At 53.5% G+C, this 20,680-nt stretch carries 17 protein-coding genes and 1 pseudogene; 10 read left to right on the top strand and 8 right to left on the bottom strand.

Annotation, left to right across the window (positions count from 1 at the left end):
- From ACHHZ7_RS14345 to ACHHZ7_RS14335, 3 genes are all read right to left on the bottom strand, one after another.
- Positions 1-67 (bottom strand): IS1 family transposase (locus tag ACHHZ7_RS14345; RefSeq protein WP_096257578.1); only part of this gene is annotated, 67 nt, incomplete at its 3' end.
- A gap of 249 nt (positions 68-316) precedes the next feature.
- A complete protein-coding gene (locus ACHHZ7_RS14340; protein WP_008783873.1) occupies positions 317-619 on the bottom strand; it encodes a putative quinol monooxygenase in 303 nt (100 codons plus the stop codon).
- A gap of 135 nt (positions 620-754) precedes the next feature.
- Entirely contained in the window at positions 755-1,567 is an 813-nt protein-coding gene (locus ACHHZ7_RS14335) for a DNA-binding transcriptional regulator (protein ID WP_060683750.1), read from the bottom strand.
- 191 nt (positions 1,568-1,758) lie between these two features.
- On the opposite strand from ACHHZ7_RS14335, the gene ACHHZ7_RS14330 reads away from it, so the two are divergent.
- The 10 genes and pseudogenes from ACHHZ7_RS14330 to ACHHZ7_RS14285 all read left to right on the top strand — a co-directional run.
- Positions 1,759-3,423 carry a bifunctional 3-(3-hydroxy-phenyl)propionate/3-hydroxycinnamic acid hydroxylase gene (locus ACHHZ7_RS14330; protein WP_060682689.1) on the top strand — a complete coding sequence of 555 codons (1,665 nt, stop codon included), beginning with the start codon at positions 1,759-1,761 and terminating at the stop codon, positions 3,421-3,423.
- A gap of 1 nt (position 3,424) precedes the next feature.
- On the top strand, positions 3,425-4,369 hold the full coding sequence (gene mhpB, locus ACHHZ7_RS14325) for a 2,3-dihydroxyphenylpropionate/2,3-dihydroxicinnamic acid 1,2-dioxygenase (protein WP_048236000.1): 945 nt from the start codon (positions 3,425-3,427) through the stop codon (positions 4,367-4,369).
- Between the two features lie 28 nt (positions 4,370-4,397).
- On the top strand, positions 4,398-5,264 hold the full coding sequence (gene mhpC, locus ACHHZ7_RS14320) for a 2-hydroxy-6-oxonona-2,4-dienedioate hydrolase (RefSeq protein WP_060682688.1): 867 nt from the start codon (positions 4,398-4,400) through the stop codon (positions 5,262-5,264).
- A 9-nt stretch (positions 5,265-5,273) separates the two neighbouring features.
- Positions 5,274-6,083: a 2-keto-4-pentenoate hydratase gene (mhpD, locus tag ACHHZ7_RS14315; RefSeq protein ID WP_008783878.1), complete on the top strand. Its 810-nt coding sequence runs from the start codon at positions 5,274-5,276 to the stop codon at positions 6,081-6,083.
- Complete coding sequence (mhpF, locus tag ACHHZ7_RS14310) at positions 6,080-7,030, top strand: acetaldehyde dehydrogenase (RefSeq protein ID WP_060682686.1); 951 nt, start codon at positions 6,080-6,082, stop codon at positions 7,028-7,030. The genes mhpD and mhpF overlap by 4 nt, the downstream gene beginning before the upstream one ends.
- Positions 7,027-8,040 carry a 4-hydroxy-2-oxovalerate aldolase gene (mhpE, locus tag ACHHZ7_RS14305; protein WP_060682685.1) on the top strand — a complete coding sequence of 338 codons (1,014 nt, stop codon included), beginning with the start codon at positions 7,027-7,029 and terminating at the stop codon, positions 8,038-8,040. Before mhpF ends, mhpE begins: the two co-directional genes overlap by 4 nt.
- 69 nt (positions 8,041-8,109) lie before the next feature.
- Complete coding sequence (mhpT, locus tag ACHHZ7_RS14300; RefSeq protein WP_060682684.1) at positions 8,110-9,321, top strand: 3-(3-hydroxy-phenyl)propionate transporter MhpT; 1,212 nt, start codon at positions 8,110-8,112, stop codon at positions 9,319-9,321.
- A 274-nt stretch (positions 9,322-9,595) separates the two neighbouring features.
- Positions 9,596-10,999 carry an S-methylmethionine permease gene (gene mmuP, locus ACHHZ7_RS14295; RefSeq protein ID WP_048216352.1) on the top strand — a complete coding sequence of 468 codons (1,404 nt, stop codon included), beginning with the start codon at positions 9,596-9,598 and terminating at the stop codon, positions 10,997-10,999.
- On the top strand, positions 10,986-11,918 hold the full coding sequence (gene mmuM, locus ACHHZ7_RS14290; protein WP_060682683.1) for a homocysteine S-methyltransferase: 933 nt from the start codon (positions 10,986-10,988) through the stop codon (positions 11,916-11,918). Before mmuP ends, mmuM begins: the two co-directional genes overlap by 14 nt.
- A gap of 115 nt (positions 11,919-12,033) precedes the next feature.
- Positions 12,034-12,174 (top strand): annotated as a pseudogene (locus ACHHZ7_RS14285) (penicillin binding protein PBP4B); the annotation flags it as partial.
- Between the two features lie 445 nt (positions 12,175-12,619).
- Here the strand turns inward: ACHHZ7_RS14285 and ACHHZ7_RS14280 are convergent.
- The 5 genes from ACHHZ7_RS14280 to uhpC all read right to left on the bottom strand — a co-directional run bounded on the left by ACHHZ7_RS14280 (position 12,620) and on the right by uhpC (position 20,635).
- Positions 12,620-14,488 (bottom strand): hypothetical protein, encoded by a 1,869-nt coding sequence (locus tag ACHHZ7_RS14280; protein WP_060682682.1) that lies wholly within the window; start codon positions 14,486-14,488, stop codon positions 12,620-12,622.
- Between the two features lie 609 nt (positions 14,489-15,097).
- Positions 15,098-16,144, bottom strand: a complete 1,047-nt coding sequence (gene fbpC, locus ACHHZ7_RS14275; RefSeq protein ID WP_000192349.1) for a ferric ABC transporter ATP-binding protein — start codon at positions 16,142-16,144, stop codon at positions 15,098-15,100.
- A gap of 11 nt (positions 16,145-16,155) precedes the next feature.
- Positions 16,156-18,234: an iron ABC transporter permease gene (locus ACHHZ7_RS14270; protein WP_060682681.1), complete on the bottom strand. Its 2,079-nt coding sequence runs from the start codon at positions 18,232-18,234 to the stop codon at positions 16,156-16,158.
- A gap of 68 nt (positions 18,235-18,302) precedes the next feature.
- A complete protein-coding gene (locus tag ACHHZ7_RS14265) occupies positions 18,303-19,334 on the bottom strand; it encodes an ABC transporter substrate-binding protein (protein ID WP_057067130.1) in 1,032 nt (343 codons plus the stop codon).
- Positions 19,331-20,635, bottom strand: coding sequence for an MFS transporter family glucose-6-phosphate receptor UhpC (gene uhpC, locus ACHHZ7_RS14260; protein WP_060682680.1), 1,305 nt, complete (start codon positions 20,633-20,635; stop codon positions 19,331-19,333). The genes ACHHZ7_RS14265 and uhpC overlap by 4 nt, the downstream gene beginning before the upstream one ends.
- Between the last annotated feature and the right edge of the window lie 45 nt (positions 20,636-20,680).

Raw genomic sequence — 20,680 nt, 5'->3', positions numbered from 1 at the left:
TTTTGCCGTTACGCACCACCCCGTCAGTAGCTGAACAGGAGGGACAGCTGATAGAAACAGAAGCCACTGGAGCACCTCAAAAACACCATCATACACTAAATCAGTAAGTTGGCAGCATCACCTAAAAATGCGCTTAATATCTGGAACAGTGATGATTCCGTTTTGTAATCCGTGGGATGCATTGTTGCAAAGCTTAAAGCCTCTTTTGAAGAGGCTTTAAGCCCTCAGCGACCAGGGAAGTAAAAGACTGTCTTTCCTGGTGTTGAGCATTCTGCCAAAAACATAATTAACAGTATTCCAACTACTTTCTTCATTATCACGAGACTGCCGGATTTACCACGTCATCCATCAGTATGTAACGTGCTTCCTGGCGCGTGTATTGATCGATTAATGGTACAAGTCGCTGGAAATGCTCGCTGGCACAATGTTCATCGAGAGCCGCGTGGTTTGGCCATTCTTCGATAAAAATAAAATGCCCCGGATCTTTTTCATCAATATAGAGGTCGTAAGCAATGCAGTGCGGTTCTTTCTTCGTTGCCGCTATTAGCTCACGATACAACGGGAGAACAGTTTCAATATACTCAGGTTTGATGAAATCCTCAGCAATGACCTTTAACATGCAGCCTCCTGGCAGAAAACGAATGCACACTATGTAATGAAGATATTTTTTGGGCAAGAGGTCACAGAGTTTTATCGGCCGGATAGTGAGTTATGCCAGCTATCAATCAGATGATCCGCATAACTGTGATCCATCTCACCTCCCGGCAACCAAAATCTCCTGCGATTCGACGCCGTCCTCTATCTGTTTCGCCACCTTTTGTAAGGCCGGAAGATGCTTTTCCGCGGCCTGTTCGATGGTCATGGCGCTGGCCATATACACCAAATTCAGGCAGCCGATCACCCGCTGTTCGCTGTGGATGGGGACGGCGATAGAAGCGATTTTCTCCTCCTGATCCCAACCGCGAAAGTTCTGCCCAAAACCGTCTTTTCGCGCGCGGGTCAAAATGGCATTGAGCTTCAGCGGCTCGCGCGCAAGCTGGAACTCTTCTCCCGATCGGGAGGCAAGCATTTCAATCAGTTCCTGCCGTTCATTCTCCGGGCAAAATGCCAGCCAGGTCAGGCCGGATGCGGTTTTCAGCAGTGGCAAACGACGCCCTACCATCGCCCGGTGAAACGACAGGCGGCTGAAACGGTGGGTGGTTTCACGTACCACCATCGCGTCCACATCCAGCGTGGAAACGTCGGTCGGCCAGATGACCTCGCGCAGCAAATCTCCCAGCAGCGGGGCGGCGAGTGCAGAAATCCACTGCTCGTCACGAAACCCCTCGCTGAGCTGGCGGACTTTAATGGTTAAGCGAAAGCTGTCATCGGACAGGCTGCGCCGGACGTAACCCTCATCCTGCAGGGTTTCCAGCAGCCGTCTGACCGTGGTGCGATGCAGGCCGCTTAACTCAGCAAGCAAGCCAACACTGGCCCCACCATCGAGCCGGTTTAACATATTTAATAACATTAATCCGCGCGTTAATCCGCGTACGGTTTTGTACTCAGTGCTCTCGTCATTTTTCATATTCATTGACAAATCTACAGGTAAAACAACGTTGTGCACTTAGTGCACATCCTGGCATGTTTTGATTGTAGCGCAAAAACTCGCTTCTATACTGACCGCACAACAAAAATTTATTCACATATTTTTAACAAAACAGATTGCGCCTCACCAGGGTCCGCAATTGCGTTTTGTCCGAGTCGTGAGGTTCTGAAATGACAACAAAAAACCCGGATATCCAACCCGCTGTGCAGCATACCGCGCAGGTGGCGATTGCCGGTGCTGGTCCGGTAGGGCTGATGATGGCCAACTATCTTGGCCAGATGGGCATTGAGGTGTTGGTAGTGGAGAAGCTCGACACGCTGATCGACTATCCTCGCGCCATCGGCATTGACGATGAAGCGCTGCGCACTATGCAGTCTGTGGGGCTGGTCGAGAACGTTTTGCCGCACACCACACCGTGGCACGCAATGCGCTTTCTCACCCCAAAAGGCCGTTGCTTTGCTGATATCCAGCCGATGACCGACGAATTTGGCTGGTCGCGTCGTAATGCGTTTATTCAGCCGCAGGTGGACGCGGTGATGTTGGAAGGGTTGTCGCGTTTTCCCAACGTGCGCTGCCTGTTCTCCCGCGAACTGGAGGCCTTCAGCCAGCAAAACGGCGAAGTGACGCTAAATCTGAAAGCGCCAGACGGTCAACGTGAAACGGTGAAGGCCCAGTGGCTGGTGGCCTGCGACGGCGGCGGCAGCAACGTCAGACGTTCTCTGAACGTGCCGTTTGAAGGTAAAACCGCGCCGAATCAGTGGATTGTGGTGGATATCGCCAACGATCCGCTCAGCACGCCGCATGTGTATTTGTGCTGCGATCCGGTGCGCCCGTATGTCTCCGCCGCGCTGCCGCACGCGGTGCGCCGTTTTGAGTTTATGGTTATGCCGGGGGAAACCGAAGCGCAGCTTAGCGAGCCGCAGAATATGCGCCAGTTGCTGAGCAAAGTGCTGCCGAACCCGGACAACGTCGAGCTGATCCGCCAGCGCGTGTATACCCATAATGCTCGTCTGGCCGAACGTTTTCGTATTGACCGCGTGCTGCTGGCGGGCGATGCGGCGCACATTATGCCGGTCTGGCAGGGTCAGGGATACAACAGCGGCATGCGCGATGCTTTCAATCTGGCATGGAAACTGGCGCTGGTGATTAACGGTAAAGCCGGCGATGCGCTGTTGGATACCTACCAGCAGGAACGCCGTGACCACGCCAAAGCGATGATCGACCTCTCCGTGACCGCTGGCAACGTACTTGCGCCGCCCAAACGCTGGCACGGCGCGGTACGCGATGGGGTTTCCTGGCTGTTGAACTATATTCCGCCGGTCAAACGCTACTTCCTTGAAATGCGGTTTAAGCCGATGCCGCAGTACCACGCCGGGGCGCTGGTGCGTGAAGGCGACGCGAAAACTTCACCGGTCGGCAAGATGTTTATCCAGCCGAAGGTGACGCTGGAATCGGGCGAAGTGACGTTGCTCGACAACGTCATCGGACCGAATTTCGCGGTGATTGGCTGGGGCTGTAACCCACTATGGGGCATGAGCGAGGCGCAGATCCAACAGTGGCAGGCGCTGGGGACGCGTTTTATCCAGGTCGTGCCGGATACGCAGATACATACCGATCAGGATAACCACGACGGCGTTACCCGCATAGGCGATACGCAAAACCGACTGCGCGCGTGGTTTGCCCAGCACAACGCCGCGCTGGTAGTCATGCGCCCGGACCGCTTCGTGGCCGCCATCGCCATTCCGCAAACCCTGGGCAGCACCCTGAATAAACTGGCGTCGGTGATGACGCTCACTCGCGCTACTGCCGACATTCCTGTTGAAAAGGTTGCCTGATATGCACGCTTATCTTCACTGTCTTTCCCACTCGCCGCTGGTGGGCTATGTCGACCCGGCACAGGCTGTGCTCGACGAGGTTAACGGCGTGATCGCCAGCGCTCGGGCACGTATTGCGGCGTTCGAACCTGAACTGGTCGTGCTGTTTGCCCCCGATCACTACAACGGATTTTTCTACGACGTGATGCCGCCGTTCTGTTTAGGCGTTGGAGCTACGGCGATCGGCGATTTTGGTAGCGCGGCGGGGGAATTACCGGTGCCGACAGATCTGGCTGAAGCCTGCGCCCACGCGGTAATGAAAAGCGGTATCGATCTCGCCGTGTCCTACAACATGCAGGTCGATCATGGCTTCGCGCAGCCGCTGGAGTTTTTGCTCGGCGGCCTGGATAAGGTGCCGGTGCTGCCAGTGTTTATTAACGGCGTCGCCACGCCGCTGCCGGGCTTTCAGCGTACCCGCATGCTCGGTGAAGCGATTGGCCGTTTCGCCAGCTCGCTGAATAAGCGCGTGCTGTTTTTAGGCTCCGGCGGGCTATCGCATCAGCCGCCGGTACCGGAGCTGGCGAAGGCTGATGCCCATATGCGTGACCGCCTGCTCGGCAGCGGCAAACAGTTACCTGAAAACGAGCGCGAGCTGCGCCAGCAGCGGGTGATCAGCGCCGCCGAGAAGTTTGTGGTCGATCAAAACACGCTACACCCGCTTAACCCCGTCTGGGATAACCGTTTTATGACCCTGCTTGAGCAGGGGCGTTTGCAGGAGCTGGACGCGGTCAGTAACGAAGAGCTGTCCGCGATGGCGGGCAAATCAACGCACGAAGTTAAAACCTGGGTTGCCGCCTTTGCCGCCATTTCTGCCTTTGGCAACTGGCGCAGCGAAGGCCGTTATTACCGCCCGATCCCGGAGTGGATCGCCGGATTCGGCTCCCTGAGCGCCACTACGCAGAACTAAAACAGAACTGAATATGCAGGAGAACATCATGACTTACCAACCGCAAACCGAAGCCGCTACCAGTCGTTTTCTGGAGGTGCAGGAAGCAGGCGAAACCCTACGCGTGCATTTCAATGACTGTGGGCAGGGCGAAGAGACCGTCGTGCTGCTGCACGGATCCGGTCCTGGCGCGACGGGCTGGGCAAACTTCAGCCGCAATATCGATCCGCTGGTACAGGCCGGATACCGGGTGATCCTGTTGGATTGTCCTGGCTGGGGCAAAAGCGATGGGATCGTTAACCGCGGTTCGCGATCCGATCTCAACGCCCGCATCCTGAAAAGCGTGGTCGATCAGTTGGATATTCAAAAAGTCCACCTGCTGGGTAACTCGATGGGCGGTCACAGTGCTGTGGCGTTTACCCTGAGCTGGCCGGAGCGCGTGGGCAAACAGGTATTAATGGGCGGCGGAACGGGCGGCATGAGCCTGTTTACCCCGATGCCGACCGAAGGTATCAAGCGCCTGAATCAGCTGTATCGTGAGCCGACCATCGAGAACCTGAAGCTGATGATGGAGATCTTTGTCTTTGACACCAGCGACCTGACCGAGGCGTTGTTTGAGGCGCGCCTGAATAACATGCTGTCGCGTCGCGATCACCTGGAAAACTTTGTCCAGAGTCTGGAGGCCAACCCGAAACAGTTCCCGGATTTCAGCCCGCGTCTGGGTGAAATCAAAGCTCAGACTCTGATTGTCTGGGGACGCAATGACCGCTTTGTACCGATGGATGCCGGTCTGCGCCTGCTCTCAGGAATTGCCGGTTCTGAGCTGCATATCTACCGCGACTGCGGGCACTGGGCGCAGTGGGAACATGCGGATGCCTTTAACCAACTGGTGCTGAACTTCTTCGCACGCCCTTAAGGAACGGACATGACGAATCGTAATCTTGAGCAGCTAGCCGCCGATTTACGTCAGGCTGAAGAAAAAGGGGAAGCCATCGCCCCACTGCGTGAATTGATTGGTGTGGATAACGCCGAAGCGGCCTACGCCATTCAGCGCATCAACGTGCAGTACGACGTGGCGCGCGGGCGTCGCGTGGTCGGGCGCAAAGTGGGGCTGACGCACCCGAAAGTGCAGCAACAGCTGGGTGTCGATCAGCCGGACTTCGGTACGCTGTTTGCTGATATGTGTTATGGCGATAACGAAACCATCCCGTTTTCCCGTGTGCTGCAACCGCGTATTGAAGCCGAAATTGCGCTGGTGCTGAACCGCGATCTGCCCAATACCGACACCACTTTTGACGAGCTTTACAACGCCATAGAGTGGGTACTTCCCGCGCTGGAAGTGGTCGGCAGCCGTATCCGCGACTGGTCGATCAAATTTGTTGATACCGTGGCGGATAACGCCTCCTGTGGCGTGTATGTGGTCGGCGGTCCGGCACAGCGTCCGGCAGGATTAGATCTGAAAAACTGCGCGATGAAAATGACGCGCAACAACGAAGAGGTCTCCAGCGGACGCGGCAGCGAATGCCTGGGACATCCGATCAACGCCGCCGTCTGGCTGGCGCGCAAAATGGCCAGCCTCGGCGAGCCGCTGCGTGCGGGAGACATTATTCTCACCGGAGCGTTAGGCCCGATGGTGGCGGTGAATGCGGGCGATCGTTTCGAAGCCTATATCGACGGTATTGGTTCAGTCGCCGCCACCTTTTCAGCGGCGGTTACAAAAGGAAGTCAGTCATGAGTAAGCGTAAAGTCGCCATTATCGGCTCCGGCAACATCGGTACCGATTTGATGATAAAAATTTTGCGTCACGGCGTGCATCTGGAAATGGCGGTGATGGTCGGTATCGATCCAGAATCTGATGGCCTGGCGCGTGCTCGACGCATGGGCGTTGCCACCACCCATGAAGGGGTGACAGGGCTTATCGCCATGCCGGAATTCGCCGATATCGACATCGTGTTTGACGCCACCAGTGCAGGCGCGCATGTGAAGAACGACGCCGCGCTACGTGCCGTTAAACCTGGCATCCGCCTGATCGACCTGACGCCCGCGGCAATCGGTCCTTACTGCGTGCCGGTGGTGAATCTGGCAGCCAACGTTGATCAGCAGAACGTCAATATGGTGACCTGCGGCGGACAGGCGACCATCCCAATGGTGGCGGCAGTTTCTCGCGTGGCAAAAGTCCATTACGCCGAGATTATCGCCTCGATCGCCAGTAAATCGGCAGGACCGGGTACCCGTGCCAATATCGATGAGTTTACCGAAACTACCTCGAAGGCGATTGGAGTGGTCGGCGGCGCGGCAAAAGGCAAAGCCATTATTGTCCTTAACCCGGCCGAGCCGCCGCTGATGATGCGTGACACGGTGTATGTGCTGAGCGAAGCGGCCTCTGAGGTTGAAGTTGAAGCGTCGATTAATGAGATGGCGGCGGCGGTGCAGGCCTACGTGCCGGGCTATCGCCTGAAACAGCGTGTCCAGTTTGAAGTCATCCCGGAAGATAAACCGGTGAATCTTCCGGGTATCGGCCAGTTCTCTGGGCTGAAAACCGCGGTGTATCTGGAAGTGGAAGGCGCGGCGCACTATTTACCAGCCTACGCGGGCAACCTCGACATTATGACCTCCAGCGCTCTGGCGACCGCTGAGAAGATGGCGCAGTCCCTCGCTCGTCAGGCAGGAGAAGCAGCATGAACGGTAAAAAAATCTATATCTCTGACGTGACCCTGCGCGACGGTATGCACGCTATTCGTCATCAATATTCGCTGGAGAATGTGCGCCAGATAGCCAAAGCGCTGGACGACGCACGGGTTGATTCTATTGAAGTGGCCCACGGCGACGGTTTACAAGGTTCCAGCTTTAACTACGGCTTTGGTGCGCACAGCGACCTGGAGTGGATTGAAGCGGCGGCGGACGTGGTGAAGCATGCCAAAATTGCCACGCTGTTGCTGCCGGGTATCGGCACTATTCATGACCTGAAAAATGCATATCAGGCCGGCGCACGGGTAGTGCGCGTGGCGACCCACTGCACTGAAGCAGACGTGTCGGCCCAGCATATTCAGTATGCGCGTGAGCTTGGCATGGATACCGTCGGCTTTCTGATGATGAGCCATATGACCACACCGGAGAACCTGGCGCAGCAGGCGAAGCTGATGGAAAACTACGGCGCGACCTGTATTTATGTGGTCGATTCCGGCGGCGCAATGAACATGAGCGATATTCGCGCCCGCTTCCGCGCACTGAAAGCGGTGCTGAAGCCGGAAACAGAAACCGGAATGCATGCGCATCACAACCTGAGTCTTGGGGTGGCGAACTCCATTGCCGCGGTAGAAGAGGGGTGTGACCGTATCGACGCCAGCCTGGCCGGGATGGGCGCAGGCGCGGGCAACGCGCCATTGGAGGTATTTATCGCCGCTGCGGATAAGCTTGGTTGGCAGCACGGAACCGATCTCTATGCACTGATGGATGCCGCCGACGATTTAGTGCGTCCACTACAAGACCGCCCGGTGCGGGTGGATCGTGAAACGCTGGCGCTGGGCTATGCCGGGGTGTACTCCAGCTTCCTGCGTCATTGCGAAGTGGCGGCAGCACGTTATGACCTGAGCGCAGTAGATATTCTGGTGGAACTGGGCAAACGTCGGATGGTGGGCGGACAGGAAGATATGATCGTCGACGTAGCGCTGGACCTGCGCAACCGCAAATAAAAAATGATAACGCGGCTGGCAACGTATCAGCCGCGATTCACCTGCATCGTGACCTCAGAGGGACATCTTATGACGACCCGTACCCCCGCATCTTACCGCCTGACGTTGACCGTTGGGCTTTGCTTTTTAGTTGCCCTGATGGAAGGGCTGGATTTACAGGCCGCCGGTATCGCTGCCGTCGGTATCGCCCACGCGTTTGCGCTGGATAAAATGCAGATGGGTTGGATCTTCAGTGCGGGCATTCTCGGACTGCTGCCCGGCGCGCTGGTGGGCGGCATGCTGGCTGACCGCTATGGGCGCAAGCGCATTCTCATTGCCTCTGTGGCGCTGTTCGGCCTGTTCTCGCTGGCGACGGCGATTTCCTGGGATTTCTCATCACTGGTTTTTGCCCGTCTGATGACCGGTGTCGGGCTGGGCGCGGCGTTGCCGAATCTGATCGCGCTGACCTCCGAGGCGGCGGGCCCGCGTTTTCGCGGTACGGCGGTGAGTCTGATGTACTGCGGTGTGCCGATCGGCGCGGCGCTGGCGGCGGCGCTTGGGTTTAGCGGCCTGGCCTCCGTCTGGCAAACTGTGTTCTGGGTTGGCGGGGTGATCCCGCTGCTGCTGGTGCCGCTGTTGATGCGCTGGCTGCCGGAATCACAGGTTTATACCCAACAAACGCAAGTGGCCGCCGCACCGCTGCGTGCCCTGTTTGCGCCAGCGACGGCGAGTGCCACGCTGCTGCTGTGGTTGTGCTATTTCTTCACCCTGCTGGTGGTGTATATGCTGATCAACTGGCTGCCGATGCTGCTGGTGGAGCAGGGCTTTCGGCCATCGCAGGCGGCAGGCGTAATGTTTGCTCTGCAAATTGGCGCGGCCAGCGGCACGTTAATTCTCGGGGCGTTAATGGATAAACTGCGCCCGGTGGTGATGTCGCTGCTGATCTACACCGGGATGTTGGCTTCGCTGCTGGCGCTGGGTACGGTGTCGTCATTGAGCGGCATGCTAATGGCGGGATTTGTGGCCGGGATGTTCGCCACCGGCGGGCAAAGCGTGTTGTATGCGCTGGCGCCGCTGTTTTACAGCACGCAGATCCGCGCCACAGGTGTGGGCACCGCCGTCGCAGTCGGGCGTCTGGGAGCGATGAGCGGCCCGCTGCTGGCAGGGAAAATGTTAGCGCTCGGTACCGGAACGGTAGGGGTGATGGCGGCTTCTGCGCCGGGCATTTTGCTGGCAGGCCTGGCGGTATTTATTCTGATGAGCCGCAAATCGCAGATGCCGATCCCGGCCAGCGGTGCTTAAGCATTCATCCGGTTGTGTGAGTGGGGAGATTTGGTTCCTACTTCCGGGTGAACGCCGTCAGTCAACTGTGTTGCCAAAGTTTAGATAAAACATGGCAACGGAGGCGTTATGAGCTGGCGGCCCTTTTTGTATCTGATTATTAATCCCCACCCGCTATTAAGCGCCCGACGCGGGCATCTGCGTCTGGTGCAGGGTTGACTTTGCATTCTGTTAACAAACGCGGTATAACAAACCTTCTTTGGATGTTTAGATGTCCATACGTTTAGAAGGTTATATGCAAACAACACAACAAAATGCGCCACTGAAGCGCACAATGAAAACGCGTCACCTGATTATGCTTTCCTTGGGCGGCGTGATTGGCACAGGATTATTCTTCAATACCGGGTACATCATTTCCACCACTGGAGCGGCGGGAACGCTGCTGGCCTATCTGATTGGCGCGCTGGTGGTCTGGCTGGTTATGCAGTGTCTGGGCGAGCTGTCGGTCGCGATGCCGGAGACCGGGGCGTTTCACGTTTATGCCGCGCGCTATCTTGGTCCGGCTACCGGGTATACCGTGGCCTGGCTCTACTGGCTGACCTGGACTGTGGCGCTGGGTTCGAGCTTTACCGCCGCCGGATTCTGTATGCAGTACTGGTTTCCACAGGTGCCGGTATGGGTCTGGTGCGTGGTGTTCTGCGCGATTATTTTTGGTCTGAATGTTATCTCCACGCGCTTTTTTGCCGAAGGGGAGTTCTGGTTCTCGCTGGTCAAAGTGGTCACTATCATCGCCTTTATCATCCTCGGTGGGGCGGCGATTTTCGGCTTTATTCCGATGCAGGATGGCTCGCCCGCGCCGGGGCTGAGTAATATCACGGCAGAAGGCTGGTTCCCGCACGGTGGCTTACCGATTTTGATGACTATGGTTGCAGTGAACTTTGCTTTTTCGGGTACCGAGCTTATCGGCATTGCCGCCGGTGAAACGGAAAATCCGCGCAAAGTTATCCCGGTAGCGATTCGTACTACCATCGCGCGACTGATTATTTTCTTTATCGGCACCGTGTTTGTATTGGCAGCGCTGATCCCGATGCAGCAGGCGGGCGTGGAGAAAAGCCCGTTTGTGCTGGTATTTGAGAAAGTAGGGATCCCGTACGCCGCTGATATTTTTAACTTCGTGATCCTGACGGCTATTCTTTCTGCTGCGAACTCCGGTTTGTATGCTTCCGGGCGCATGCTGTGGTCGCTGTCGAATGAACGTACGCTACCGGCCTGTTTTGCGCGAGTAACGAAAAACGGCGTGCCACTGACGGCGCTGTCGGTCAGTATGCTCGGTGGTGTGCTGGCGCTGTTTTCCAGCGTGGTGGCCCCGGACACGGTATTTGTTGCGCTGTCGGCAATCTCCGGATTTGCGGTGGTGGCGGTGTGGCTGAGCATCTGCGCCTCGCATTTTGTTTTTCGTCGCCGTCATCTGCAACAAGGTAAGGCATTGAGTGAATTACATTATCGCGCGCCGTGGTATCCGCTGGTGCCAGTATTAGGTTTTATGCTGTGCCTGGTGGCCTGTGTAGGGCTGGCATTCGATCCAGCGCAGAGAATTGCGTTGTGGTGCGGGTTACCGTTTGTTGCGTTGTGCTATGGTGCTTATTTCCTTACTCAACCCCGAAACGCAAAACAGGAGCCAGAACATGTCGCAGAATAATCCGTTACGCGCTCTCCTTGATAAACAGGATATCCTGCTGCTGGATGGCGCGATGGCGACGGAGCTGGAAGCGCGAGGGTGTAACTTAGCCGATAGCCTGTGGTCAGCCAAAGTGCTGGTAGAAAACCCGGAGCTTATCCGCGAAGTGCATCTTGATTACTACCGGGCGGGGGCGCAATGCGCAATCACTGCCAGCTATCAGGCGACGCCGGCGGGCTTCGCCGCGCGAGGTCTGGATGAAGCGCAGTCGAAAGCGCTGATTGGCAAAAGCGTGGAGCTGGCGCGTAAAGCCCGTGAAGCGTATCTGGCAGAGAACCCGCAGGCGGGAACGCTTCTGGTGGCGGGATCCGTCGGGCCTTACGGCGCGTATCTGGCGGATGGCTCTGAATACCGTGGCGATTATCATTGTAGCGTTGAGGCATTTCAGGCGTTTCATCGCCCGCGCGTGGAAGCCTTGCTGGATGCCGGGGCCGATCTGCTGGCCTGCGAAACCCTGCCGAATTTTGCCGAGATTGAGGCGTTGGCTGAGCTGTTGACCGCATATCCGCGTGCGCGGGCGTGGTTCTCATTTACCCTGCGCGACAGCGAGCACCTGAGCGACGGTACGCCGCTGCGTGACGTGGTTGCGTTGCTGGCGGGTTATCCGCAGGTGGTGGCGCTAGGCATTAACTGCATTGCGCTGGAAAACACCACCGCTGCGTTGCAGCATTTACACGGTTTAACGGCGCTGCCGCTTGTGGTGTATCCGAACTCGGGCGAGCATTACGATGCCGTGAGCAAAACCTGGCATCATCACGGTGAGCATTGCGCGCAGCTGGCGGATTATCTGCCGCAGTGGCAGGCCGCTGGCGCACGGTTAATTGGCGGGTGCTGTCGCACCACGCCTGCGGATATCGCCGCGTTAAAAGCGCGAACCTGAGAGTTTATCGGGTCTACATCGTTCACTGTAGGCCTGATAAGCGCAGCGCATCAGGCATTGCTGGGTGGCGGCACAAGCGCCTTAGCGGGTCTACAGTTAATGATGTGACGATAGGGCTATTGTGATTTTAGGTAACAGACCACATTAGCCAGTAGCCGCTCCTAAAGCAAATCCAAACGTTTTTGTGAGTGGGTTATTACCTGCTGCTAAGTATGGGTGGATTGTTGATCAGATTTATGGTGCATTGAGAAAATAAATATACTAAAGCCCTCCAAGTGTGGAGGGCTTTGTTTCAATAATTAAAAAATATCAGGGCCAAATAAAATATTAAGAAATATAAAACAAGCAAATGCGATAAAACCTAGTAACCAAAATACAGCTTCAACTTTAAAACCTATTGTTAATTCCCTTGGTAAGTTTCTGATAAAATTATAGGCCTCGATACTCATATCATGATTTGTAACTCTATTATAGGGATAAATTAAGCTCCCCATAATAAAACCGATCTTTGCATGATATATGGCAGGTGATCCAATTAAACTAGCTCCTTTTGTCATTCTTGCTGTTTGAGGAAGACAACCAAATTTATTTTCATATAGTGAAGTTATTTTTTATAATTTTCACTATTAATAATGTATGACATGAAAATTAGAATCAAAAATATAAAAATAAGTAATGTAATTAATGTTACATTAATTTTTTCAAAATTTTCCATTAAATACTTTTTCATATATAAGCATACCAGCCTCTTCATTGAAAGTGTCAGGATCATGTATGAACTCATCTGAGTTTTCAATTTCGTTATATATTACTTTCCCCAACGATTCACCAGCATTTTCTCCAAGCTTTTCTGCAATTTTTCCCCCGGCAATACCTGAACCAATACCTACGACTAAACACAACCCAGCACCAGTACCTCCAACTTCTGATGTGAGTAGTCCCATTAACAACATACATGCGCTTCTTCCGATAACTCCTCCAGCAGTTCCTCCAAATGCACTCACTGTTTGTTTACCACCAAATTTGCTATATTCTATTATAGTCGTTTTTCTACATTCATTTTCATGGCCTTTTGCGCAAGCCTCATAAACGTTAGTTGTATAACTCGCAAAATCTAGACCAATACCGACATAGCCTGTTGTTCTCATTACTTTTAAAAGTTTGGCAGATTTTTCTATGTAGCTTGCATAACCTTCAATATCTTTCACACCTGTTTGATCCCACTTATGCATAATGGATTTTGTGGATAAACCCAATGCGTCTTTTATTTGTTCGTATTGTTTTAAATTAAATTGTTCTTTTGAAAATTTATTCAAAATACCATCTAGCTTTTTAAATAACCTTTCTCTCTGACCAAAAAACTCCTCTCCAGAAATGCGTCCAGAATTTTGGTTATATGTTTTTTTATAAAGTTCCTGAATTTCGTTCAGTATTTTATTTATTTCTTCATAATAACCTCCTCCAGCATCTTTTATATAACCAAAAACATCTCCGCTTTGTCCTAAAGCATCGCTGTATATATTAGACGAAAACATATCTATTGAAGTTCTGTTTTCATACAGTAATTTAGCTTCCTCAGTAGTCAGCGGTTCCAGTGCTTTATCAATTTTATCCCTTGCTGTTTGTATTTGCGCAATTTTTTCAGGTGACTGGGATAGTGGGTCAGCAACAACTAAGATTGAACCGGGCTTTTTCTTTTTTTCCGGATTCAACTGATGATATAACTCTTTTACTCCTGATGGTGGACTAACCATTAATTCACATTCATATAATTTTGGTGTCGTCAATTCTGGTACTACACAAAAGCCCGGTTCAACTGATTGTCTGGACTTTGGACTTTGTCTTGTTGCGTGAACTGGTGGTGGTGAATTTTGAGGCCTGTTTGCTGCTTCATAGCTTGCTAAAATATAATCATCATATCTGTAGGTAATATTCAAATGGGGTATAAATCGACATTGGCAAGGACATGTACCTCTGCTATGTGCTGAACCTGCCAGCAGGCATATGATTTCTGTCTCGTATTGAGACATATCACGCCCCATTATTAAGTAATGATTATATAATTCATTACTTACTCTAGTTCGGAATCGGAAATTAGATGTTCTATGTGAAAAAATATCTTCTTTTTCATTATTAAGAATTATTCTTTTTCTCAGGTTTATCGTTCCCCCCGCGCTTCCGACAAATCTACAACGTTCATTTACCTTTTCAGAATCCCGAAGATAATCGGGTTGACGCTTATACAAAGATGTTCCTTCTTTGAGTCGCTTTATCCTTGATGATGGAGGTTCTACTTTTCGCCCCTCCGAATCAATATTATTATCCCAGGAACTTACGCGTGTTTGACGAAATAAATATTTCCCTCTTTCAATCCATGAACCTTTCGGTACGCCACCTTTTATTTTATATGTTTTGCCATTAACTCCGCATACGTATTCATCCATTTCATATACTATTTCCATTCCTTCGACAGTATGGCATTCCTTACTCTTTAATATAAACCCACCACAACTCGTTCGATCTCCCGGCGATAATAAAAAACCTTCAGAACGCTTATCACAAGATCTCATAATTAAAGTTCCCGCACATAATAACAACGTTTATATCAGTCTATTTTTATTTATTTTATTGTGATGTCAATCTCGTTTTTTCAAAAAAATTCTGAATATTCATATTGAAGATTCAGGGTGTAAATGTCATGGGGATGATTCATTTGTTCAGTGTGTTAAAGCTTTTGTTCCTTTTCAATTATCAATTGAATCTCAGTAACTCTATTATTTGCAGGCTGATTAACAATATTTTTCTCATTTTCAGTAAAATGAAGTATTCCTGATAATGTTTTAAGAAACTTCTTGTATCACTTATTAAAAAATAGACTCCAGATTTTTTTGCAAAATCATTCACTGGTGCTGACTAATATGAGGAACTTAACCCAACACTAAGTTTTAATGCACGATTAAGAGGTTTTGTTATTTTTGCATTATAGGCATCTGGTTGATTTTCGTAATTGCATAACAGCGGGTGATGTTGTTACTGTAAAATCGTATGCACCCATTTTGGAGATTTCATAACTGTTAAATCAATCGTAAAATCATAGCATTACGATTGATTTGCGATTAAGTCATAGGCAATCATTTTGAACGATGTAGGCCTTACCCGGCCTACAAAGCCACAAAACGTTATGCCGCATCCGCCAGAACAAACATGCCGTACGGATGGATTTCGAGATAATACTGTTCGCCGACGTCCGGTTGCAGACGCGTAGCGTTGACCTGCAATAAAATCTCCTGCCCGTGCCATTCCACCGTCACTTCATACTGCGGCCCCATATAGGCGACATGGCGGATCACGCAGCGCTGGCTCTCCTCGCCGCGATCGCTGAGCGTGATCGCTTCCGGGCGCACACCGACCATCCCTTCGCCCTGTGTACCAAAGTGCAGCGGGCGCGGCAGATGATAGCCGTAGATATCAACGTATCCGTCGCTGAAGGTAGCCGGGAACAGGTTGGCATCGCCCATAAAGCTCGCCATAAAGCGGGAGGCGGGCTGGCGGTAAAGATCCTGCGGTGAGCCGATCTGCATGATGTGTCCCTTGTTCATCACCAGCACGGTATCAGAAACCGCAAAGGCTTCGCTCTGATCGTGGGTGACGTACAGCGAGGTGATATCAAACTGCTTTTGCAGCTCGCGGATCTTGTCGCGCATGCTGCGACGCAGGTTGGCGTCGAGGTTACTCAACGGCTCATCAAACAGCAGCACTTTCGGCTTGAGGATCAGCGCGCGGGCCAGCGCCACGCGCTGCTGCTGACCGCCGGAGATCTGATCGACAAAGCGGTCTTCGAATCCTTCCAGATCCACCATCGCCAGCGCCTCTTTGACGCGGGCTTTCAGCTCTGCGCGCGGTACACCGAGCATTTTCAGGCCATAACCGACATTCTCTCCCAGCGACATATGCGGGAACAGGGCATAGGACTGAAACACCATGCAGATATCGCGCTGCTGAATAGAGCGATGGGTGACGTCTTCGCCATCAATGAAAATTTGCCCTTCGCTCGGTTTTTCCAGCCCGGCAACCAGGCGCAAAATAGTGGTTTTGCCGCAGCCGGATGGGCCGAGCAGCGTCACCATTTGCCCCTGCGGGATGGTGAGGTTGATATTGTCGATTACCGTATTACTGCCAAATCGTTTAGTGACGTTGCGCAGTTCAACGAAATTTTTCTGAGTCATAGTGCGCTCCATTACGCCTGGTTTTTGGCTTTTGAACGGGAGGTACGTGATTCACCGATCAGCCAGTCAAAGATGAAAATAATCGCCAGCATCACCACGATCAGAATGGAACCGTAGGCAATCGCTACACCGTATTCGCCATCTTCCACGCGGTTCAGGATGTAGGCCGTCGCTACGCGAGTATCCGGCGTGACGAGGAACACGATGGCGCTGACGGTGGTAATGGCGCGCACAAAGCTGTAAATCAGCGCCGAGAGGATCGCCGGGCGCAGCAGCGGCAGCAGGATGTGCGTAATAGTACGCAGAGAACCGGCGCGCAGGCTGAGTGAGGCTTCATCCAGTGATTTATCGATTTGGCCCAAGCCCGCGATGCCTGCGCGGATACCGACCGGGACGTTACGCATCACCATCGAGATAATCACGATGGCGGCGGTGCCGGTGAGGTACACCGGGGTGCTGTTAAAGGCCAGAATATACGACACGCCCGCGACGGTGCCCGGAACGGCAAAGCACAGCATGGTGGTGAACTCGATGGTCTTCTTGCCTTTAAACTGCTGGCGCACCACAATCCACGCGATCAGCAGGCCGAAGATCGCGGTGATCGGCGCGGCAATCCCGGCATAGAGCAGGGTGTCGAGCAGTGAAGGCCACGCGCCGTCGCTCATCCCCTGACCGAACAGTTTGGTAAAGTTCGCCAGCGTCAGGGTGTAGTCCACGCCCCAATTGACGGTGAAGCTACCGTAGAAAATGCTGCCGTAGAGCAGGGCGTTAAAGGCAATCCACACTGCCAGCAGCGCGACCACACTCCATACCAGCGTTACCGGCAGCGGCTGTACGTCGCCCCGGTAGGATTTGCCGGAAACGGTGACGTATGAGCGTTTACCAATCCACATATACTGCACGCAGAACACCAGCAGCGAAAACAGCAGCAGGAAGGCACCCAGCGTACTGGCGGCCTGGTAGTCAAGCTGCGAACCGGTGATGTAGAAGTAGATTTGCGTTGCCAGCACGTCGAAGTTACCGCCGAGCACCAGCGGGTTACTAAAGTCAGCCAGCGACTGCACGACCACAATCAAAAAGGCGTTAGCCAGTGCGGGTTTCAGCAGCGGGACAAACACGCCGTTAAAGGTCTGCCAGCGGCTGGCACGCAGGGTGTATGACGCTTCTTCCAGCGACGGATGAATGGTTTTGATTGCTCCGTCGAGGATCATAAACGCCATCGGCGTAAAGGCCAGAACCTGCGCCAGCCAGATGCCGGTAAAGCCATACAGCCAGTTGGTGTTGGTTAAACCAAACCATTCGACCATAAACTCGGTGATGTAACCGGAGCGTCCCATCATCAGAGTGACGCCTAAACCGACGACAAACGGCGGAGTGACGATCGGCAAAATCGAGAAGATACGTCCGATTATGGCGCTACGTCTGGCGATACGGGTGGTGTAGATAGCCAGTACCAGACCAAAGAAGGTACAGCCGACGCCGACGGCAATCGACAGCATAATCGAGTTGAGGATCACCTGAATGATATGTGCCTGCGACAGCACATTCATAAACGCCAGCGGGGCAAATTCCCCGGCGTCGTTGGTGAACATCGGAATGAAAATGGCGATGCTTGGCCAGACGATAAAAATACCGATCAGAGCGACAATCGCGGTAAGCGAGCCGATGACGAAACGGTCACCGCCCAGCCATTCGAGGCGGGTGAGTGCCAGGGTCATGATAGCGCCAAGCGCGACAAACAGCACGATGGTGGCATAGCCTAAGCCGCGACCCTCAAGGGCGGCGCTGGCGACAATAAAGGCCATACAGAAAAATGCCCAACCCGCGTCAAGATAATGGCGGCTGCGCTGTTCGCGCCTGGCTTCATGGAATGGGCGCACCAGCAGCAGGCTTGGCAGCAGATACCACAGCCAACTGATATTGAACTGCGACCAGCCGTAGGCGGCGAGTATTTCTTCCCGCGTTGACTCCAGCAGACCGTAGTCCAGGCTCCAGCTCGGCAGCAGGGCAAACGCCAGCCAGCCGAGCAAAACCCAAAGAAATATCGCATCCCGTTTTTTCACGGGATGGAGTGCAAGTGTGTGTGACATAGCGTTTCCGGTAATGTAGGCCGGGTAAGGCGTTTACGCCGTACCCGGCAAATGAACGCAACGTGGGCTTATTTACCCATCTTAACTTCGCTAACCCACTTATTGATCAACGCCTTACGTACGTCAGTCGAGCCGTACTTATCCATGTCGTAATTGATAAGCTTCAGGTCGTCGAGCTTCAGCGAGTTAGGAGAGGTCTCGGCAGTGGTGTTGGTCAAGATCTGATAGGATTTGCCTTTCTTCCACGCCAGCTCTTGCGCGTCTTTCGACAGCACCCAGTCAACGAACAGTTTGGCGTTGTCGATGTTGCGCGCACCTTTCAGGATGCTGACGCCGCCGATTTCATACCCGGTGCCTTCGCAGGGGGAAATCAGCTCCAGCGGTGCGCCCTGTTCTTTTTCCAGCGAGTAGTCGTGCAGGAAGCCAATGCCGATAGCCGTTTCGCCGCGAGCGGCGTTACGCGCCGGGGCAATGCCGGATTTGGTGTATTGAGAGACGTTGGCATTGAGCTGTTTCAGGTAATCAAAGGCCTGATCTTCACCCCACAGTTGAGCAAAGGTCGCCAGCGCGGTGTAGGCGGTACCGGAGCTTTGCGGGTCAGCAATCTGGATTTCGCCTTTGTATTCCGGTTTGGTCAGATCCTTCCAGCATTTTGGCACCGGCAGGTTTTTCTCTTTCAGGCGCTGGGTGTTGACGCCAAAGCCCAGAATACCGACGTAAACCGCCGAAGAGAGGTTACCTTTGACCTTCGCGGGATCGCGGAATTTCTCCATGATCTGTTCGAGGTTTGGTGATTTATACGGCTGCAGCAGCCCCATTTCTCCGGCCTGGGATTGCGGATCCAGCGTACCGCCGTACCACACATCCGCCTGCGGGTTTTTCTTCTCGGCATCCACTTTCGCCAGCGTACTGCCCGAGCCGTTGCGAATGAATGAGGTTTTCACATCATATTTTTCACCGAAGGCTTTGGTTTCGGTTTCGCACATCTCGTTGGTGGCGCTGCAATACACCACCAGACGGCCCTGCGCCTGGGCTGCGTTGCTGAAGGCCGCCAGCGTCAGAGCGGAAGCAATCAGGGTAGAGGTAAGCGTCAGTTTCATTGTTTTATCCTTTGACTGAGAGAAGGGGTAATGCCCGCAATGAGCAACGGCATCAGCAATAAACCCATAAAGACAGCGGCAACCGAGAGCAAACTGAACATTCCCGACCAGCCGTAATGTTCTATGACCAACGACAGCGGCCAACCCGCCAGCGCGGCCCCCAGATAGGCGAACAGCCCGAGAAAACCGGTAATTGAACCTGCCGCCGCTTTGTGTCCGCATTCAACGGCTGCGAGGCCAATTAGCATTTGTGGGCCAAACACAAAAAAGCCCACGGTAAAGAAACACACTGCCAGTAACGCGTAGTGGTGCACTGGTGCCAGCCACAGCGCGGCGACGGAAACCATCAGCCCCAGCGTGAACAGCAAAATCATCGGCGCACGCTGACCGCTGAACAGCAGATCCGATCCCCATCCGGCAAACAGCGCCCCCAGCAAGCCGCCAACTTCAAACAGCATCACCGTGGCATTGGCGCTGAGCAGATTCACGCCGTGGCTTTCCGTCAGCCAGATGTTGCCCCAGTCGTTGAGCGCAATGCGGATCAAGTAGACCAATACATACGACACGCCGAGCAGCCAGATCATCGGGTTTTTCAGCATGGTAGTGCGCAACATTTGCCACAGCCCCATCGGCGGGCTTTGCTGCTCCTGACGTAGCTCCAGCGGGTCATGTCGCCATTCCCCAACCGTGGGTAATCCTTCTTCCTGGGGCGTACCTTTCAATTGCAGGGTGAGCCAGATTCCCAGTGCCATACTGATAATCCCCGGTGCCAGCATGGCCGCTTGCCAGCCCCACCAGTGGGCGGCAAAAGCGCTAATCAGCGGGATAATGGCGCCACCGATGTTGATCGACATATTCCAGCAGCCCCACCAGAAGCCACGTTCGTTGCGCGAGTACCAGTGGGTCAGCAGTCGGGCACAGGGCGGCCAGCCCCAGCCCTGAAAAAATCCGTTCAGCGTCCAGACCACCAGCAGCAGCGTCAGCGATTCACCAAAGGCGAACAGCACGTTTAAAACGCCGGTGGCAAACAGACCAATACCCATAAACGCGCGCTGTCCGTGGCTGTCGTGCCACAGCCCGGCGGTAAATTTCGACAGACCATAGGTCAGATAAAACAGTGACCCGAGCAAGCCGATATCGCCCTTATCCAGACCCAGGTCTGTTTGTAGCGCCGGGAGGACGTAGTTAACGCTTTTGCGCGTCAAATAAAATGCGGCGTAACCAATTACCATACACATCAGCAGCCGGGGGCGTAGCGCCCGGTATTGTTGGTCTGTTTCGCTGGCTGAGCGTGTAGGCATGGCAGTCTCCGTTTGTGCTGACTATAGGAAAGTGAAAGCAAAAGG

It is taken from the genome of Citrobacter freundii complex sp. 2024EL-00216 (assembly GCF_043945515.1).
Taxonomy (GTDB): Bacteria; Pseudomonadota; Gammaproteobacteria; order Enterobacterales; family Enterobacteriaceae; genus Citrobacter; species Citrobacter portucalensis.
The sequence above is the reverse complement of the archived record's forward strand: the minus strand, read 5'-3'. Positions and strand labels throughout refer to the sequence as shown.

Excerpts from the sequence above, each read along its gene's own strand:
- mhpE (WP_060682685.1), top strand. The coding sequence starts at position 7,027 with ATGAACGGTAAAAAAATCTATATCTCTGACGTGACCCTGCGCGACGGT.
- ACHHZ7_RS14280 (WP_060682682.1), bottom strand. The coding sequence starts at position 14,488 with ATGAGATCTTGTGATAAGCGTTCTGAAGGTTTTTTATTATCGCCGGGA.
- ACHHZ7_RS14265 (WP_057067130.1), bottom strand. The coding sequence starts at position 19,334 with ATGAAACTGACGCTTACCTCTACCCTGATTGCTTCCGCTCTGACGCTG.
- ACHHZ7_RS14270 (WP_060682681.1), bottom strand. The coding sequence starts at position 18,234 with ATGTCACACACACTTGCACTCCATCCCGTGAAAAAACGGGATGCGATA.
- ACHHZ7_RS14335 (WP_060683750.1), bottom strand. The coding sequence starts at position 1,567 with ATGAAAAATGACGAGAGCACTGAGTACAAAACCGTACGCGGATTAACG.
- uhpC (WP_060682680.1), bottom strand. The coding sequence starts at position 20,635 with ATGCCTACACGCTCAGCCAGCGAAACAGACCAACAATACCGGGCGCTA.
- mhpC (WP_060682688.1), top strand. The coding sequence starts at position 4,398 with ATGACTTACCAACCGCAAACCGAAGCCGCTACCAGTCGTTTTCTGGAG.
- fbpC (WP_000192349.1), bottom strand. The coding sequence starts at position 16,144 with ATGACTCAGAAAAATTTCGTTGAACTGCGCAACGTCACTAAACGATTT.
- mhpB (WP_048236000.1), top strand. The coding sequence starts at position 3,425 with ATGCACGCTTATCTTCACTGTCTTTCCCACTCGCCGCTGGTGGGCTAT.
- ACHHZ7_RS14340 (WP_008783873.1), bottom strand. The coding sequence starts at position 619 with ATGTTAAAGGTCATTGCTGAGGATTTCATCAAACCTGAGTATATTGAA.
- mhpT (WP_060682684.1), top strand. The coding sequence starts at position 8,110 with ATGACGACCCGTACCCCCGCATCTTACCGCCTGACGTTGACCGTTGGG.
- mhpF (WP_060682686.1), top strand. The coding sequence starts at position 6,080 with ATGAGTAAGCGTAAAGTCGCCATTATCGGCTCCGGCAACATCGGTACC.
- ACHHZ7_RS14330 (WP_060682689.1), top strand. The coding sequence starts at position 1,759 with ATGACAACAAAAAACCCGGATATCCAACCCGCTGTGCAGCATACCGCG.
- mhpD (WP_008783878.1), top strand. The coding sequence starts at position 5,274 with ATGACGAATCGTAATCTTGAGCAGCTAGCCGCCGATTTACGTCAGGCT.
- mmuP (WP_048216352.1), top strand. The coding sequence starts at position 9,596 with ATGCAAACAACACAACAAAATGCGCCACTGAAGCGCACAATGAAAACG.
- mmuM (WP_060682683.1), top strand. The coding sequence starts at position 10,986 with ATGTCGCAGAATAATCCGTTACGCGCTCTCCTTGATAAACAGGATATC.